Below are 15,730 nucleotides of genomic sequence, written 5' to 3' on the forward strand. Positions count from 1 at the left end.
GCGATCCGGCGGGTGGTGGAGAAGGTGCCAGCCGGCCTGTAAGCCGGGTTCTGTAGGGCCCGGGGTTGCCCCCGGACGTGACGGCCATTCCTCTGGGACGACGCTTGCGCGCCGCCTCAAGCAACCAACCCGGGCGGCGACCCGGAGACGGGCCTGGACGCGACCCGAAGGCCCGTCCGCGCCACCCCTATTCGGTTTTGCTCCCGGTGGGGTTTGCCGTGCCGTCCCCGTTGCCGGGTCCGCGGTGCGCTCTTACCGCACCTTTTCACCCTGACCTCGGCAATAGGCCGAGGCGGTCTGATTTCTGTGGCACTTTCCCTAGGGTTGCCCCCGCCGGACGTTATCCGGCACCGTGTCTCCATGGAGCCCGGACTTTCCTCCGCGAAAGCGGCGGCCGTCCAGCCGACTGGCAGCGCTGCAATGGGGGTGTCGGCGGGCCGCGTCAAGGGCGAGGGTGGCCGGAAACGGCCGGGGGCACAGCTTTCGCCATGCCCCCGGCGGCGTTTCGCGCTGTCCCGCTCAGCAGCAGCGGCGGATGCCGCTCCATTTGCGGGTGATCTCGACCTTGAAATAGCTCTTGCGGTCGACCGGCGGCAGGTCCGGGTGGGTGCGGGCATGCCGCTCGAGGTAGCGCTCGTATTCGTCGTCGCCGGTCATGGTGCGCAAGAAGGCCCAGCCGGCCTTGAGCGTGGCTCCGAGCCGGCCGGCCAAATCGCGCAGGGTGATGCCGTCCATCGTGGCGTGTCCCTCACTCGCCTGCCAGCGCCGCACCCGGCGGGTGCGGCCGCCAGGCCTGCTCGCTCGAGGGCCGCACCGCGACGCCGCGACGCTGGTTGAGGTACATCCGCCCGACCTCGAACAGCGTGATCGCCAGCACGATCAGGAACAGCGCCGACAGTGCCGCGTCGAGCCGCTGGTTGAAGATGATCTGCGGTGCCACCTCGGCGGCCCGCCCGGTGAGCTGGCCGCTGGCCAGCTTGGCCGCCATGGCGTCGGCGCCGGCCAGGAAGCCGATCCGCGGGTTGGAGGAGAAGATCTTCTCGATGCACGCCCAGCTGGTCATGAACGACAGGAACACCATCGGCGCCGCCGTCACCCAGGCATAGCGGCGCTGCGCGCTCTTGAGGATGATCGCGGTGGCGATGGCCAGCGCGATGGCGGCGAGCATCTGGTTGGAGAACGCGAACAGCGGCCACAGGATGTTGATGCCGCCGTTGGGGTCGATGGTGCCGATGTAGAGGAAGTAGCCCCACATCGAGCAGAACACCGCGGACGCCACCACCGTGGCCGGGTAGGACGACACGTTGCCGGCCGCCTTCCACACGTTGCCCGCCATGTCCTGCAGCATGAAGCGGCCGACGCGGGTGCCGGCGTCGACGGCGGTGAGGATGAACACCGCCTCGAACATGATGGCGAAGTGGTACCAGATCGCCAGCATGCTCTGGCCGAAGGCGGAGGCGAAGATGGTCGCCATGCCGACCGCCAGCGACGGCGCGCCGCCGGTGCGGGCGAGCAGGGTGGTCTCGCCCATCTCCTTGGCGAGATAGGTCATGGTGTCGGCGGTGACCGGGAAGCCCCAGCTCGAGATGGTGGCGGTGGCATCGGCCACCGTGGCGCCGACGATGGCGGCCGGGCTGTTGATGGCGAAATAGACGCCGGGGTCGAGCACGCAGGCGGCGATCAGCGCCATCACGCCGACGAACGATTCCATCGCCATGCCGCCATAGCCGAGCAGCGGAATGTCACGCTCGTTGGCGACCATCTTCGGCGTGGTGCCGGACGAGATCAGCGCGTGGAAGCCGGAGACCGCGCCGCAGGCGATGGTGATGAACAGGAATGGGAACCACGAGCCGGCGAACACCGGGCCGGTGCCGTCGACGAACTTGGTGATCGCCGGCATCTTGATGTCGGGCTGCAGCGCGATGATCGCGATCGCGAGCAGAAAAATGGTGCCGAGCTTGATGAAGGTGGAGATGTAGTCGCGCGGCGCGAGCAGCAGCCACACCGGCAGAATCGAGGCGAAGAAGCCGTAGACGATCAGGATGATCGCGGTCTCAGGCCCATCGAACAGGAAGAAGGTGCGAAGGTAGGGATCGGCGTCGACCCAGCCGCCGGCGACGGTGGCGAAGATCATGGCGAGGAAGCCGATCGAGGAGGCCTCCAGCACCCGGCCGGGGCGGAAGTGGCGCATGTAGAGGCCGACCACGATCGCCACCGGCACGGTCATCGCGACGGTGAAGGTGCTCCACGGCGAGTTCTTCATGGCGTTGACGACAACAAGGCCGAGCACGGCGATGATCAGCACCATGATCAGCAGCGTGCCGAGCAGGGCGGCGGAGCCGGCGATTGGCCCGAGTTCGTCGCGCGCCATCTGGCCGAGGCTCTTGCCGTTGCGGCGGGTGGAGCAGAACAGCACCACCATGTCCTGCACGCAGCCGGCCAGCACGGCGCCGACCAGCAGCCAGAGATAGCCGGGCAGATAGCCGAACTGCGCGGCCAGCGTCGGGCCGACCAGCGGCCCTGCGCCGGCGATGGCGGCGAAGTGGTGGCCGAACAGCACCACGCGGTGGGTCGGCACAAAGTCGCGGCCGTTGTTGATCAGTTCGGCCGGGGTGGCGCGGGAGCCATCGACGCCCAGCACCTTGGTGGCGATCCACCAGCCATAGAAGCGGTAGGCGATCAGGTAGGTGCAAACGGCGGCGGTGATAAACCACAGCGCGTTGACGGTCTCGCCGCGATTGATGGCGATGCCGGCAAAGCTGGCAGCGCCGAGGATGGCGAGAGCCCCGAAGAACAGCGGCGTCAGGCGTGAGGACATCGAGGTTGATCCGAGCTTGCGGAGGAAAGGGCGGACGCTCCGGTGCCGCCGCCGTGGGCGCCGGACACGGGAGCCGTTCTAGAACCTAAGGCAGCGTCTTGATCCGACCACCTTCCGACAGGCGTCAACGTGACTGAAGGCGGTGAATCCCTCATGTGGTTTACCGATGGATACGTCGTGATCGCAGCAACAACTTCCGCGAAATGCCATTGATCGGAAAGGGAATTTTTGGAGTCCGGACGGCAAATCTCCGGCCGGATCGGCCGATTTTCGCACCAGGCGAGCTTTGCCGACGCGACGATTTTGGCGCTGACGTAACGGTGGCCGGCGGCGCAGAGTTCCCATAGGTTATCTCGCTGCCGGCGCGGCGGCTCGACTATGCGGCACTGCGGCGGCCGGCGCCGCCGCGCCGCTGCCGAGGCGCCGGTCCGGGCCGAGTTGCCGGCTGTGCCAGGTGCTCGCCATTGTCGCCGGGTGCCGGCCGGCCTAATGACCATGCAACGTCCTTGCGAGTGAGCGCTTTGGCAGATCAAGATCAGGCGGACCACGGCCGCGACCAGCCGAACATCGAGCGGGCCGGTTCCGCCAGCGGCGGGCCGGCTTTCACCCACACGTTCGCAAACGCCGCCATCGGCGCGGCGTTCGCCCGCACCGGCAATCGGCTCGCGGTGGTGCTCGCCAATGGCGAGGTGGCGCATCTGACGCTAGGCGAGCCGGGCGAGCCGACGCGAACGGTCGCCCACGCCGAGGCGACGCTGCACTGGCTCGCCACCGCCGATGGCGTGATCACCGGCGGCGACGACGGGCGGGTGGTGTTCACCCCGTTCGTGGGCGCCCCGCGGCTGCTGCTGTGCGAGCCGGGCCGCTGGATCAACGCGCTGGCGTTCGAACCCGATACCGGGCGGATCGCGGTCGCCATCGGCCGCTCGGTGCGGGTGGTGGGCGAGGGGGCCGAGCAGTCGCGGTTCGAAACCCACCCCAGCACGGTGGCGGCGCTGGCCTTCACCCCCGCTGGCGAGGCGCTGGCTGCGGCGCATTACGGCGGCGTCACGCTGCACGTGTTCGGCCGCGGCTCCCGCCTGTTCGCGCGCAAGGGCTCGATGGTGGCGGTCACCGTCAGCGCCGACGCGCGGTTCATCGTGGCGGCGGCGCAGGATCGCGAGGCGGTGACCTGGCCGGTGGCGGGCGGCGAGCCGATGGAGATGGCGGGCTATGGCGGCAAGCCGACCTCGCTGTCGTGGGCGGGCGATGGCCGCCACCTCGCCACCAGCGGCGCCGACGGTGTCATCGTGTGGCCGTTCGACGGCCGCACCGGCCCGTTCGGCCGGCGAGCGCTGGAACTGGCACCCGAACGCAAGGAGCTGGTGACGACGGTGGCGTTCCACCCGCGCCTGCGCCGCATCGCTTACGGTTACCGGGATGGCTTCGCCGCGGTGATCGATTTCAAGGGTGAGCCGCAAACCGTGGTCGAGGCGGACGGCGAGGCGGTCGCCGCGCTGGCGTGGTCGCCGGATGGCTTGCGGCTCGCCGTCTGCGGCGAGAGCGGACGGGTCATGGTGCGGACGTGGCCAAAGCCGGGGTTGCTCAAGCGGCTGTTCGGATGATCGTCGCCGCGCTCGCCGTCATCCTCGGGCGAGGCCTTGGCCGCGACCCGAGGATCGATGGACGGCGACGTCGGCAGGCTGCATCAACGTCCGGCAGTGTCTCAGTTTGAATTTTGGTGGCATATGGACCGAAGGCACAGAACTGCGTTTACCGCAAGCCTGCAACTCAAAACTGCGTGTTGTAATTTTGCCACATTAACTATTTATTAGCGCGCCCTAGATCGTAATGGATCGATCTGATTGGCGCCTTCGCGCACAAATGGTAACGACCGCGTGAACTTATGGCGCCATAACTGGAGGATGGGATATGGAGCTTAGCGCATTGGTCGTAAGAGATGAGCGCGCTCCTTGCGCGACCCTTAGAGGATATTTCGCCCAGCAGATCACTGCTGGGAAGCGCCCCAGCTACGGCTATCCAGAGAACCATCTTCCTAAGACCACGGCCGATTCCATGGATATGGAGACTGGGTTTATAACTGCTGCCCACAAGGGGAAGTAGATTTTTCCTGAGCCCCGCGCTACACGAGTGATTCTGTAGCGCGGGGCTGTTGGGATGCGTATTTACAAAGGCTTCCTGGACGCAATTCGGGATGAAGAAGTTTTCATCGACGAGTTTAAGAAATTTGCCGGAGAAGTCTTCGGGGCTTGTCGGCTTTATCCAGTAGTTTCAGATGCCCGATTAATTGAGGTTAGGGGCGCTTGGCTGCACGACATTAAGCGCGTCGGAGATCATGAGCCAAACTTAACTAAAGGCTTGGATCACTTTAAGCAGTGCGGTCATTTGAGCTTTTGGATTAGACGATTGTCGCCAGTAGTCGAGGCGACTGATGTAAAATCAGACATTGCAGACGCAGTGGGTTACGACCTGTCGCCAACAGAGATCGAGCTTCGCGATATGCTGTTCGGATACGCTAACGAGTATTTGGCGTTCGATTACTGTTTCATGATATGCAAGTATTACGAGGCAAATCGCGATGATTATCCGTCCGAATTTGCAAGGAATCTTGTGGTTTCGCGCGATTATTATAAGATTATGCGTCAATTTTTGAAATATAAAAGCGTATCGCCTCATGCAATGCAGTTAATATATAGATCTCTGTTTATGCACTAGGGCGCTTCTTGTGCGACCCGCGCTTGCCAGGCTTCTTTGTCCGCGCGTAGATCAGCGTGGCGATGTCTTCCGTGGTCATCAGGCGTGTTGGTGAGGCCCGCGGCCATGGCCGGGGTCGCGGTCGCGGTCGCCGACCATGTACGACAGGATGAGCTTGGACTCGGCATCAATCGCCGTCCACGTCCACACGTCGCCGGCCTGATCCGGAGCGGCCTTGGCCTTCCCCGACCTTGCTTTTCCTTGGCGTACCAGAACGACCAAATCGCATCGCACTGGACGCGCTTGGCCTTCACGCAGCGCACCTTGTCGTAATTGAAAGCCGAGCACGCCTCCCCGGCCTCCACAAGCAACTTTGCCACCGTGGCATCCCTATGTTTGACCCAAAGCACACTACGCTGGAGCCGCGCTTGTCCGGAACGACCGGATCAGCGGCGTCGCGCGACATCCCGCGCCGCCAGCAGATCGCGCAGCGTGGTGACGGTCGAGGCGTCGGCGACGCCGTCGACTTTGGCCGGGCGGAAGTGACGCTGAAACGCCGTCACGACCGCCGCGGTGGCGTCGTCGAAGGTGCCGGTGAGGTCGATGCCGTAGCCGTAGAGCGCCAGCATTGCCTGCAGCGCCTCCACCGGCCGTCCGGCGTCGCCGCGGGCGAGGAAGCGGCCGTCGGCCAGCGGTGCCGGCGGCACCCACAGCCCGACTCCGGCTTGCGCCAGTGCTGCCCATGGGAATGTCTCGCCGGGGTCGCGCTTGCGCAGCGGTGCGACGTCGGAATGACCGAGCACGCGGTCGGGCCGGATGGCGTGGCGGGCGGCGATGTCGCGGCACAGCGCCGCCACCGCCGCGATCTGCGGTTCGGGAAAGTCAGGGCAGCCGAAATCGTGGCCCGGATTGGCGATCTCGATGCCGATCGAGCGCGAATTGACGTCGGTGTCGCCGGCCCAGCACGATTCGCCGGCGTGCCAGGCCCGCCGGCGCTCCGGCACCAGCTGCAGCACCCGGCCGGACTCCTCGACCACGTAATGGCAGGACACCGCGCCGTCGGGACCGGCGAGGCAGCCGAGCGCCGCCTCAAGCGAGGCGAGGCCGGTGTAGTGCAGCACGATGATGTCGGCTCCGCCGCCGCCCCGCCGCTCGCCGTGGCGGGGCGAGGGCAGGATGTCGGCGGCCAGGGGGGAATCGGGCGCAAAGCCCGTCGTCGGGTCAGTGGTCATTTCAGCCGCATCCGCTCGGCGCGGATGGTCTCATAGGCGGCGTTGATGGCCGCCAGCTTGTCGGTGGCGATCCGGATGGCTTCGGCCGGCAGGCCCTGGCCGATCAGCCGGTCGGGATGGGTCTCCTGCACCAGTCGCCGCCACGCCTTGGCGACCTCCGCGTCGCTGGCCTGTCGGGTCACGCCGAGCGCGAGGTAGGGGTCGCCCTTGCCGGGCGCGACGTGGCGGGCCTCGATCGTGGCGAACTCGTGCTCGGAAAAGCCGAAGATGGCGGCGACGTCGCGCAGGAACGCGCGCTCGCGCGGGTGCACCGCGCGGTCGGCCTTGGCGATGTGGAACAGGGCGTCGATCAGCTCCTCCTTCACCTCCGGCGCGTCGGCGAAGATGTCGGCGAGCTGGCGGGCATAGGCGTCAAAGCCGGCGACCGAGCCCTTGGCGAGGTCGAACACCCGGCGCACATTGGCCATCTCGTCGTCGGGCACCTCGAACACCTCGTGGAAGGCCTCGACCTCCAGCGGCGTCACCACGCCGTCGGCTTTGGCCATCTTCGCCGACAGCGCCACCACGCCGATGGTGAAGGCGAGCGACCTGGCCTGCGGGTCGGCGGGGCGCCCGAACGGCAGATCGATGATGAAATGGCCGGCGATGCCGCCGACCAGCGCGCCGAGCGGTCCGCCGACGGCAAGGCCGACACTGGCGCCGCTCAGCTTTCCCCAGATCGTCATCTCCAAGGTCCCCCACCCCGCCGCCGCGGCACGGCGGGCCACGCGTCGGGCAACAGTTCCTTAACCTTCAGAGAGCGTAAATCCAACGCCGACCTGGTGCGCTATCAGCCGGGAGTGCGCCCCCATTCCATTGACGACCACAATATCCCATGATATCCCAAACCATCCCGTTGATACGCGGCATGCCGTTCCTTGATGGGGGCGGTACGGGATCGCAGCGCCCTGCCAGGGGCTGCGGCACGCGGGTTATTGTTGGGCCGGCCTCGGCGCCGGTGCCCGTTTGTTCGCGTATCAACCAGGGAGGGGGTCTTCGCGATGGATCGCTTCGTGTCGAGCTACACGATGCGGCTGGACGCGAAGGGTCGGGTTTCGATCCCGGCGCCCTACCGGACGGTTCTCACCAAGGATGGATTCGACGGGGCCTTCTGCATCCCGGCGCTCGACACCACGGCGATCGACGCCGGGGGACGGCGGCTGATCGAGGAGATCGACCGGCTGGTCGAATCCCTGCCGCCCTACTCGGACGAACGCGACGAGATGTCGACGGCGCTCTTTGGTTCGAGCGAGCTTCTGAAGCTCGATTCGGAGGGCCGCGTCGTCCTGACCGAGACCTTGAAGGGCCACGCCCGGATCAAGGACGGCGTGACGTTCGTGGGGCTCGGCCACAAATTCCAGATCTGGGAGCCGGATCGCTTCCGTGCGCATCTCGACGAGGCCAAGACGAGAATGCGGGACTTGCGGAAGCGGCTCGGACACCCGGATGCGCCAGCGCGCGTCGCAGGAGCACGGGAGTGATGGCGGGCAGCGGTTCGGGCAACCGGACCGCTGGCGGACCGGCCCGCCACGTTCCCGTGCTCGTACGCGAGGTGGTGACGGCGCTCACGCCGCAGGCGGGCGACGTCATCATTGATGGCACCTTCGGCGCCGGCGGCTACAGCCGCGCCATCCTGCAAAGCGCAGACTGCCGCGTGGTCGCGATCGACCGCGACCAGAGCGCCATCCTCGGCGGCTGGGAGCTGGTCAATGACGCGGCCGGCCGGCTGACGCTGGTCGAGGACCGCTTTTCGCAACTCGACGCCGTCGCCGCCCGCGTCGGCCATCCGAAGGTCGACGGCGTGGTGCTCGACATCGGCGTGTCGTCGATGCAGCTCGACCAGGCCGAGCGCGGCTTCTCGTTCCGCGCCGACGCCGCCCTCGACATGCGCATGTCGAACGACGGCGACAGCGCCGCCGATGTTATCGCGCAGCTGGATGAAACCACGCTGGCGAACGTGATCTACGCCTTCGGCGAGGAGCGCCATTCCCGTGCGGTGGCGCGGGCCATCGTTGCCGCCCGTACCGAGGCGCCGATCACCACCACCCGGCAGCTCGCCGATATCGTCGCCCGCGTGGTGCGCTCCAAGCCGGGCGACATCCATCCGGCCACCCGCACCTTCCAGGCGCTGCGCATCGCGGTGAACGAGGAGCTGGACGAGCTCGCCACGGCGCTGCTGGCGGCCGAGCGGGTGCTGAAGCCCGGCGGCCGGCTGGCGGTGGTGACGTTCCACTCGCTGGAGGATCGCATCGTCAAGACCTTCCTCACTGAGCGCTCGCGCACCTCGGCCGGCGGCTCGCGCCACCGGCCGGAAACCGCCGTCGCGCCCGCCACCTTCACGCCGCTGTCCAAGAAGCCGGTGGAGCCATCGGAGGCGGAGGTCGCCGCCAATCCGCGGGCGCGCTCGGCCAAGCTGCGCGCGGCGCTGCGCACCTTGGCGCCGGCACGCGACGAGCCGCCGGCACCGGGCTGGGTGCCCGACCCGTTCGCCGGCGCCCGCCGGCGGCGCTGACGGAGGGGCCGGTGGGACGCATTCTCAACATCATCGTCGTGCTGGCGCTGATCGGCGCCGCGGTCGGGGTCTATCGCGTCAAGTACGAATCGACGCTGCAGGCCGAGCGGATCGCCAAGCTCAGGGGCGAGATCCGCAAGGAGAAGGAAGCCATTGCGCTGCTGCGCGCCGAATGGAGCCAGCTGTCGCGGCCGGACCGCATCCAGGAGCTGGCGAGCCGCCACCTCGCGCTCAAGAGCTTCGAACTCGATCGGCTCGACAAGCTCGACAAGCTGCCCGAGAAGCCGAAGCCGCCGGGCGATCCGATCGGCGACATGATCGAGGAGATGGACCCGCTCGACATCACCAGTTCCATTCCGGGGGCTGTCCAATGAGCGATGCCGCCCGCCGCTCCTCAAAGCCGGGCCGCCTTGCCGCCGGCGTGGCCGCCCGCGTGCAGGACGTTGTCGCACGGCTGGCCAAGCCGCCGAGCGCCGACCCGCAGACGGTGTCGCGCGGGCGGCTCAGGCTGGTGATCGGCGTGTTCGCGCTGATCTTCGCCGTCATCGCCGGCAAGACCGCCTATCTCGCCGCCGGTGCCGACGGCAGCGCCGGCCGGCGCGGCACGCCCAGCGATGCGATGTCCTCGGTGCGGCCGGATATCCTCGACCGCAACGGCGAGATCCTGGCCACCGACGTCAAGACCGCCTCGCTGTTCGCCGAGCCGCGCCGCATCATCGACGTCGACGAGGCGCTGGAACTGCTGTCCGCCGTGCTGCCCGATCTCGACATGGCCGAAACCCGCGAACGGCTGTCGTCGAAGAAGGGCTTCGCCTGGCTCAGGCGCGAGATCACCGCGCAGCAGCAGGCGCAGATCCACCGGCTCGGCATTCCCGGCATCGGCTTCCTGCGCGAGAACAAGCGGGTCTATCCCGCCGGCGCGGTGGCCGGCCACGTGCTCGGCCACGTCAATATCGACAACCAGGGCATCGCCGGCATCGAGCGCTGGGTCGATTCCAGCGGGCTGGCCTTCCTGCACCAGATCGGGCTCGCTACCGACCGCGCCCAGAACCCGGTCCAGCTCGCGGTCGATCTGCGGGTTCAGCACGCCATGCGCGACGAGCTGATGCAGTCGAAGACGAAGTTCAAGGCCAAGGCCGCCTCCGGCGCCATCCTCGACGTCAATTCGGGCGAGGTGATCGCCATGGTGTCGCTGCCGGACTACGATCCCAATAAGCCGGCGAGCTCCAAGGACGACGCCTCCATCAACCGCCTTACCACCGGCGTCTACGAGATGGGCTCGACCTTCAAGGCGCTGACGCTGGCGATGGCGCTGGACTCCGGCAAGATCTCGCTGAACTCGACCTGGGACGCCCGCGCGCCGCTGCGCTACGGCCGTTTTTCCATCGACGACTTCCACGCCACCCGCCGCATCCTGTCGACGCCGGAGGTGTTCACCCACTCCTCCAACATCGGCACCGCGCGCATGGCGCTGGCGATCGGCGTCGACGGCCACAAGGCGTTCCTCAAGAAGATGGGCCAGCTGGAGCGGCTGCGCACCGAATTGCCCGAGAGCGCCGAGCCGATCGTTCCCAAGCGCTGGGGCGAGCTCAACACCGTCACCATCGCGTTCGGCCACGGCCTGTCGGTGGCGCCGATGCAGGCTGCCGCCGCGGTGTGCGCGCTGGTCAATGGCGGCGCCCTGATCCCGCCGACCTTCCTCAAGCGCTCGGCGGCGGAGGCGCGCAAGCTCGGCGTCCAGGTGATCAAGCCGGAGACCTCCGACAAGATGCGCTATCTGATGCGCCTCAACGCCGAGGTCGGCTCGGCCACCAAGGCCGAGGTCAAGGGCTATTACGTCGGCGGCAAGACCGGCACCGCCGAGAAGGTGATCAATGGCCGCTACGCCAAGAACAAGGTGATGGCGGCATTCATGGCGATATTGCCCGCCGACGCGCCGAAATACCTCGTGCTGGTGATGCTCGACGAGCCCCAGGGCCTGCCCGAGACCCATGGCTTCGCCACCTCCGGTTGGAACGCCGCGCCGACCACCGGCAAGATCATCGCCCGCGTCGCGCCGATGCTCGGCCTGGAGAAGCGCGAGGACCTGCCGCCCGCAGAAGCGCTGCTCAAGGGCGGGCCACGCATCACCGCGGCGCGATCTGGTATAGGTCCGCAATGACCACCGTTGCCGAACTGTTCGCCGCCGACCTGCCGCCCGGCCACCGCGCCGGCGGCCTCACCGTCACCGGGCTCGCGGTCGACAGCCGCAGGGTGGCGCCCGGCCATGTCTTCGTCGCGGTGCCTGGCACCCACGCCGACGGCCTCGCCTACGCGCCGGCCGCGGTCGCCGCCGGCGCAGTGGCGGTGGTCGCCGCCACCGCGCCGCCCGGCGATCTCGGCGTGCCGGTGGTGGTGCTCCAGGATGTCCGCGGCGCACTGGCGCGGGCGGCGGCGCGGCTCTTCCCGCGCCAGCCGGCGCTGGAAGTCGCCGTCACCGGCACCAGCGGCAAGACCTCGGTCACCTCGTTCGTGCGCCAGGTCTGGAGCGCGCTCGGCCACGCCGCCGCCAGCATCGGCACCATCGGGGTGGTGGCGCCGTCGGGGGCCGATTACGGCTCGCTGACCACGCCCGACCCATTGAGCCTGCACGCCACGCTCGACCGGCTGGCCGGCGAGGGCGTCAGCCACCTCGCCATCGAGGCGTCCTCGCACGGGATCGACCAGCGCCGGCTCGACGGCATGCGGTTCGCGGCCGGCGCCTTCCTCAACCTGTCGCGCGACCACCTCGACTATCACATCACCCTCGACGCCTACTTCGCCTCCAAGCTCCGGCTGTTCGAGGTGCTGCTGCCGCCGGGCGCCGGCGTGGTGGTCGATGCCGACCTGCCGGAGGCCGACCGGGTGCGCGCGGTGGCGCGGCCGCGCGGCCTCAGGGTGTTCTCGGTCGGCCGCAGCGGCGCCGGCATCCGCCTCATCTCCGCCGAGGTCGAGGGCTTTGCCCAGCGGCTGGAGGTCGAGACCTCAGGCCGCCGCTACCGGACGCTGCTGCCGCTGGCCGGCGCCTTCCAGGTGTCGAACGCGCTCGCGGCGGCCGGGCTTGCCATTGTCACCGGCTCGGAGCCGGGCGCGGTGTTCGCGGCGCTGGAGCACCTTGAGGGCGCCAAGGGCCGGCTGGAGATGGTGGCCGAGACCGGCGGCGCGCTGGTGTTCGTCGACTACGCCCACAAGCCCGACGGCCTCGACAAGATGCTGGCGACGCTGCGCCCCTTCACCACGGGCCGGCTGGTGGTGCTGTTCGGCGCCGGCGGCGACCGCGATCCCGGCAAGCGCCGCATCATGGGCGAGGTGGCCGCCAGGCTCGCCGACCGCGTGATCGTCACCGACGACAACCCGCGCAGCGAGGACCCGGCGGTGATCCGCCGCGCGATCGTTCAGGGCGCGCCGAATGCCGAGGAGATCGCCGGCCGCGGCGAGGCGATTCGGACCGCTGTTGCCGGCCTGAAAGCCGGGGATGTGCTGGTAGTGGCCGGCAAGGGTCACGAAACCGGCCAAATCATCGGCGATCGAGTGCTGCCTTTCTCCGACCATGACGAGATCGCTGCGGCGGTACGTGCCCGCAACGGTTGAGCCATTGCCGATTTCACACCGGATGGACCTTGCCCAACCTGCGGCGGGGCGATTATGCGGGGCCCCGTTCGCTGGGGCATGGACCCTTGAACGAACACCTCAACGAGCATCTGAACGGGCACCGGATCGGGCCTTTGGAGGACGGGAGAGCGGAATGCTGACGTGGCTGGTGGAACTCTCCAACACGGTGTCCGCCTTCAACGTGTTCCGCTACATCACCTTCCGCACCGGCGGGGCGATGCTGACGGCGCTGCTGTTCGTGTTCCTGTTCGGCCCGATGATCATCTCGGCGCTGCGCATCCGCCAGGGCAAGGGCCAGCCGATCCGCGAGGACGGGCCGAAGTCCCACATCCTGTCGAAGAAGGGCACGCCCACCATGGGCGGGCTGATGATCCTGTCGGGGCTGCTGGTCTCCACCATGCTGTGGGCCAACCCGGCCAACCCCTATGTCTGGATCGTGTTGTTCGTCACCGTCGGCTTCGGGCTGGTCGGGTTCTACGACGATTATCTGAAAGTCACCAAGCAGAGCCACAACGGCTATTCCGGCAAGGCGCGCATCGCCATCGAGGCGCTCATCGCCGGCATTGCGGTGTTCGCCATCGTCGCGGTCGCCAAGGCGCCGCTCGGCACCTCGATCTCGTTTCCGTTCTTCAAGGAGGTGCTGATCAATGTCGGCTGGTTCTTCTTGATCTTCGGCGGGTTCGTGATCATCGGCGCCGGCAACGCGGTGAATCTCACCGACGGTCTCGATGGCCTGGCCATCGTGCCGGTGATGATCGCCGCCGCCACCTTCGGCCTGATCGCCTATCTCTCCGGCAACGTGATTTTTGCCGACTACCTGCAGATCCAGCACGTGCCCGGCACCGGCGAGCTGGCGGTGATCCTGGGCGCGGTGGTCGGCGCCGGCCTCGGCTTCCTGTGGTTCAACGCGCCGCCGGCGCAGATCTTCATGGGCGACACCGGCTCGCTGGCGCTCGGCGGCATGCTGGGCACCGTTGCGGTGGCAACCAAGCACGAGATCGTGCTGGCGGTGGTCGGCGGGCTGTTCGTGCTGGAGGCGCTGTCGGTCATCATCCAGGTGACGAGCTTCCGCCTCACCGGCAAGCGCGTGTTCAAGATGGCGCCGATCCACCATCATTTCGAGCAGCTCGGCTGGACCGAGCCGCAGATCGTGGTGCGATTCTGGATCATCGCGGTGGTGCTGGCGCTGGCCGGCCTCGCCACGCTGAAGCTGCGGTAAACCCTGTTGGTGTCTCTCGTCGTCCCGGGCAAGCGGCGCCAGCCGCGCGAACCGGGACCGGGCGACACGAGAGCACGAATTCCTGCAAACGGCCCCGGGTCTCGGCTCTGCCTCGCCCGGGGCGACGAGACCTGGGTCATGATCCCCGTCACTTCGTTCAAGAACCGCACCGTCGCCGTGTTCGGGCTCGGCGCCTCCGGGCTTGCCACCGCCGCGGCGCTCAAGGCCGGCGGCGCCCATCCCATCCTCGACGACGATACCGCGGCGCGGCGGGCGGAGGCGCAGGCACAGGGCTATGACGTGCGCTCGCTGCGCGACATCGATTGGAACGGCGTCGCCGCGCTGGTGCTCAGCCCCGGCGTGCCGCTGACCCACCCGGCGCCGCACTGGAGCGTCGGGCTCGCGCGCAATGCCGCGGTCGAGGTGATCGGCGACATCGAGCTGTTCGCCCGCGAGCGCCGGCTGATGCAGCCGGACAGTCCCTTCATCGCCATCACCGGCACCAACGGCAAGTCGACCACCACCGCGCTGATCGCCCATGTCCTCAAGGCTGCCGGGCGGGACGTGCAGCTCGGCGGCAATTTCGGCACCGCCATCCTGTCGCTGGCGCCGCCGGCGCCGGGGCGGGCGCACGTGGTGGAGTGCTCTTCGTTCCAGATCGACCTCGCCCCCACCCTCGACCCCGCGGTCGGGGTGCTGCTCAACCTCACCCCCGACCATCTCGACCGCCACGGCACCATGGCCGATTATGCCGCCATCAAGGAGCGGCTGGTCCAGGGCGTCCAGCCCGGCGGCACGGCGGTGGTCGGCGTCGACGACACCTGGTGCCAGGCGATCGCCGACCGGCTGGAGCGCGCCGGCACCAAGGTGGTGCGGCTGTCGGTGCGGCGGCCGCTGGCCGACGGGCTCTATCTCGACGGCAACGAGATCGTGCTGGCCGAGGGCGGCGCCAAGCGGTTCTCGGTCGGGCTCGCCGGCATCGGCTCGCTGCGCGGCGTCCACAATGCCCAGAACGCCGCCGCCGCGTTCGCCGCCACCACCGCCAGCGGCGTCGCGCCGGCGATTGCAGCCGCGGCGCTGAAGAGCTTTCCCGGCCTCGCCCATCGCATGGAGGAGGTCGGCCGCCGCGGCAATGTGCTGTTCATCAACGATTCCAAGGCCACCAACGCCGATGCCGCGGCGCGCGCGCTGGCCTCGTTCGAGGACGTCTACTGGATCGCCGGCGGCAAGCCCAAGGCCGGCGGCATCGCCTCGCTCACCGGCTTCTTTCCGCGCATCGCGAAAGCCTATCTGATCGGGGCCGCCGCCGAGGAGTTCGCATCGACGCTGGGCGATCGCGTGCCGCACGTCATCGCCGGCACGCTCGACAACGCGGTCGAGCTTGCCGCGGCGGATGCTGCCGCCGAGCGGCGGGCGCACCCGGTGGTGCTGCTGTCGCCGGCCTGCGCCTCCTACGACCAGTTTCGCCATTTCGAGGAGCGCGGCGCGCGCTTTGCCGCGCTGGTCGGGGCGCTGCCCGAAACCGGCGCCTCGGGAACCGCCAGTTAACGGTTTGTTGGGCATGTTGAGGCGCTGCGCCTGCGGCG

At 68.2% G+C, this 15,730-nt stretch carries 13 protein-coding genes, 1 other RNA gene and 1 pseudogene; 9 read left to right on the forward strand and 6 right to left on the reverse strand.

Annotation, left to right across the window (positions count from 1 at the left end; all coding sequences use genetic code 11):
* Nucleotides 1-23: 23 nt before the first annotated feature.
* The 3 genes from rnpB to BVIR_RS01920 form a co-directional block, all read right to left on the reverse strand.
* An RNA gene (rnpB, locus tag BVIR_RS16180) (RNase P RNA component class A) lies at nt 24-410 on the reverse strand.
* Between the two features lie 109 nt (nt 411-519).
* Complete coding sequence (locus BVIR_RS01915) at nt 520-735, reverse strand: YbdD/YjiX family protein (protein ID WP_055036189.1); 216 nt, start codon at nt 733-735, stop codon at nt 520-522.
* A gap of 13 nt (nt 736-748) precedes the next feature.
* Nucleotides 749-2,818 carry a carbon starvation CstA family protein gene (locus BVIR_RS01920; protein ID WP_055036190.1) on the reverse strand — a complete coding sequence of 690 codons (2,070 nt, stop codon included), beginning with the start codon at nt 2,816-2,818 and terminating at the stop codon, nt 749-751.
* Between the two features lie 521 nt (nt 2,819-3,339).
* On the opposite strand from BVIR_RS01920, the gene BVIR_RS01925 reads away from it, so the two are divergent.
* Both BVIR_RS01925 and BVIR_RS16595 read left to right on the forward strand, forming a co-directional pair.
* Entirely contained in the window at nt 3,340-4,422 is a 1,083-nt protein-coding gene (locus tag BVIR_RS01925) for a WD40 repeat domain-containing protein (protein WP_055036191.1), read from the forward strand.
* A gap of 553 nt (nt 4,423-4,975) precedes the next feature.
* Nucleotides 4,976-5,533 carry a hypothetical protein gene (locus BVIR_RS16595; RefSeq protein WP_145911897.1) on the forward strand — a complete coding sequence of 186 codons (558 nt, stop codon included), beginning with the start codon at nt 4,976-4,978 and terminating at the stop codon, nt 5,531-5,533.
* A gap of 114 nt (nt 5,534-5,647) precedes the next feature.
* Here the strand turns inward: BVIR_RS16595 and BVIR_RS17145 are convergent.
* From BVIR_RS17145 to BVIR_RS01935, 3 genes and pseudogenes are all read right to left on the reverse strand, one after another.
* Nucleotides 5,648-5,895: pseudogene (locus BVIR_RS17145) on the reverse strand (IS1 family transposase); the annotation flags it as partial.
* Nucleotides 5,896-5,958: 63 nt separating this feature from the next.
* Nucleotides 5,959-6,744: an N-acetylmuramoyl-L-alanine amidase gene (locus BVIR_RS01930; protein ID WP_055036192.1), complete on the reverse strand. Its 786-nt coding sequence runs from the start codon at nt 6,742-6,744 to the stop codon at nt 5,959-5,961.
* Nucleotides 6,741-7,469, reverse strand: a complete 729-nt coding sequence (locus BVIR_RS01935) for a TerB family tellurite resistance protein (protein WP_055036193.1) — start codon at nt 7,467-7,469, stop codon at nt 6,741-6,743. Before BVIR_RS01935 ends, BVIR_RS01930 begins: the two co-directional genes overlap by 4 nt.
* Nucleotides 7,470-7,784: 315 nt before the next feature.
* Between BVIR_RS01935 and BVIR_RS01940 the strand changes: the two genes are divergently transcribed.
* The 7 genes from BVIR_RS01940 (at nt 7,785) to murD (ending at nt 15,692) form a co-directional block, all read left to right on the forward strand.
* Nucleotides 7,785-8,264 carry a division/cell wall cluster transcriptional repressor MraZ gene (locus BVIR_RS01940; RefSeq protein ID WP_055036194.1) on the forward strand — a complete coding sequence of 160 codons (480 nt, stop codon included), beginning with the start codon at nt 7,785-7,787 and terminating at the stop codon, nt 8,262-8,264.
* On the forward strand, nt 8,264-9,295 hold the full coding sequence (gene rsmH / locus BVIR_RS01945; RefSeq protein WP_055036195.1) for a 16S rRNA (cytosine(1402)-N(4))-methyltransferase RsmH: 1,032 nt from the start codon (nt 8,264-8,266) through the stop codon (nt 9,293-9,295). The genes BVIR_RS01940 and rsmH overlap by 1 nt, the downstream gene beginning before the upstream one ends.
* Nucleotides 9,296-9,306: 11 nt before the next feature.
* Nucleotides 9,307-9,669, forward strand: coding sequence for a cell division protein FtsL (gene ftsL / locus BVIR_RS01950; protein WP_055036196.1), 363 nt, complete (start codon nt 9,307-9,309; stop codon nt 9,667-9,669).
* Complete coding sequence (locus tag BVIR_RS01955) at nt 9,666-11,456, forward strand: peptidoglycan D,D-transpeptidase FtsI family protein (RefSeq protein ID WP_055036197.1); 1,791 nt, start codon at nt 9,666-9,668, stop codon at nt 11,454-11,456. The genes ftsL and BVIR_RS01955 overlap by 4 nt, the downstream gene beginning before the upstream one ends.
* Entirely contained in the window at nt 11,453-12,904 is a 1,452-nt protein-coding gene (locus tag BVIR_RS01960) for a UDP-N-acetylmuramoyl-L-alanyl-D-glutamate--2,6-diaminopimelate ligase (protein ID WP_055036198.1), read from the forward strand. The genes BVIR_RS01955 and BVIR_RS01960 overlap by 4 nt, the downstream gene beginning before the upstream one ends.
* Before the next feature lie 154 nt (nt 12,905-13,058).
* Nucleotides 13,059-14,144, forward strand: a complete 1,086-nt coding sequence (gene mraY / locus BVIR_RS01965) for a phospho-N-acetylmuramoyl-pentapeptide-transferase (protein WP_055036199.1) — start codon at nt 13,059-13,061, stop codon at nt 14,142-14,144.
* A gap of 138 nt (nt 14,145-14,282) precedes the next feature.
* On the forward strand, nt 14,283-15,692 hold the full coding sequence (gene murD, locus BVIR_RS01970) for a UDP-N-acetylmuramoyl-L-alanine--D-glutamate ligase (RefSeq protein WP_055036200.1): 1,410 nt from the start codon (nt 14,283-14,285) through the stop codon (nt 15,690-15,692).
* Nucleotides 15,693-15,730: the final 38 nt, after the last annotated feature.

This window comes from Blastochloris viridis (genome assembly GCF_001402875.1).
Classification (GTDB): Bacteria; Pseudomonadota; Alphaproteobacteria; order Rhizobiales; family Xanthobacteraceae; genus Blastochloris; species Blastochloris viridis.

Bases quoted from the DNA above. Each gene is read 5' to 3' on its own strand.
- BVIR_RS01915 (WP_055036189.1), bottom strand. From the start codon at position 735: ATGGACGGCATCACCCTGCGCGATTTGGCCGGCCGGCTCGGAGCCACG.
- BVIR_RS01920 (WP_055036190.1), bottom strand. From the start codon at position 2,818: ATGTCCTCACGCCTGACGCCGCTGTTCTTCGGGGCTCTCGCCATCCTC.
- BVIR_RS16595 (WP_145911897.1), top strand. From the start codon at position 4,976: ATGCGTATTTACAAAGGCTTCCTGGACGCAATTCGGGATGAAGAAGTT.
- BVIR_RS01930 (WP_055036192.1), bottom strand. From the start codon at position 6,744: ATGACCACTGACCCGACGACGGGCTTTGCGCCCGATTCCCCCCTGGCC.
- BVIR_RS01935 (WP_055036193.1), bottom strand. From the start codon at position 7,469: ATGACGATCTGGGGAAAGCTGAGCGGCGCCAGTGTCGGCCTTGCCGTC.
- BVIR_RS01940 (WP_055036194.1), top strand. From the start codon at position 7,785: ATGGATCGCTTCGTGTCGAGCTACACGATGCGGCTGGACGCGAAGGGT.
- rsmH (WP_055036195.1), top strand. From the start codon at position 8,264: ATGGCGGGCAGCGGTTCGGGCAACCGGACCGCTGGCGGACCGGCCCGC.
- BVIR_RS01955 (WP_055036197.1), top strand. From the start codon at position 9,666: ATGAGCGATGCCGCCCGCCGCTCCTCAAAGCCGGGCCGCCTTGCCGCC.
- BVIR_RS01960 (WP_055036198.1), top strand. From the start codon at position 11,453: ATGACCACCGTTGCCGAACTGTTCGCCGCCGACCTGCCGCCCGGCCAC.
- mraY (WP_055036199.1), top strand. From the start codon at position 13,059: ATGCTGACGTGGCTGGTGGAACTCTCCAACACGGTGTCCGCCTTCAAC.
- murD (WP_055036200.1), top strand. From the start codon at position 14,283: ATGATCCCCGTCACTTCGTTCAAGAACCGCACCGTCGCCGTGTTCGGG.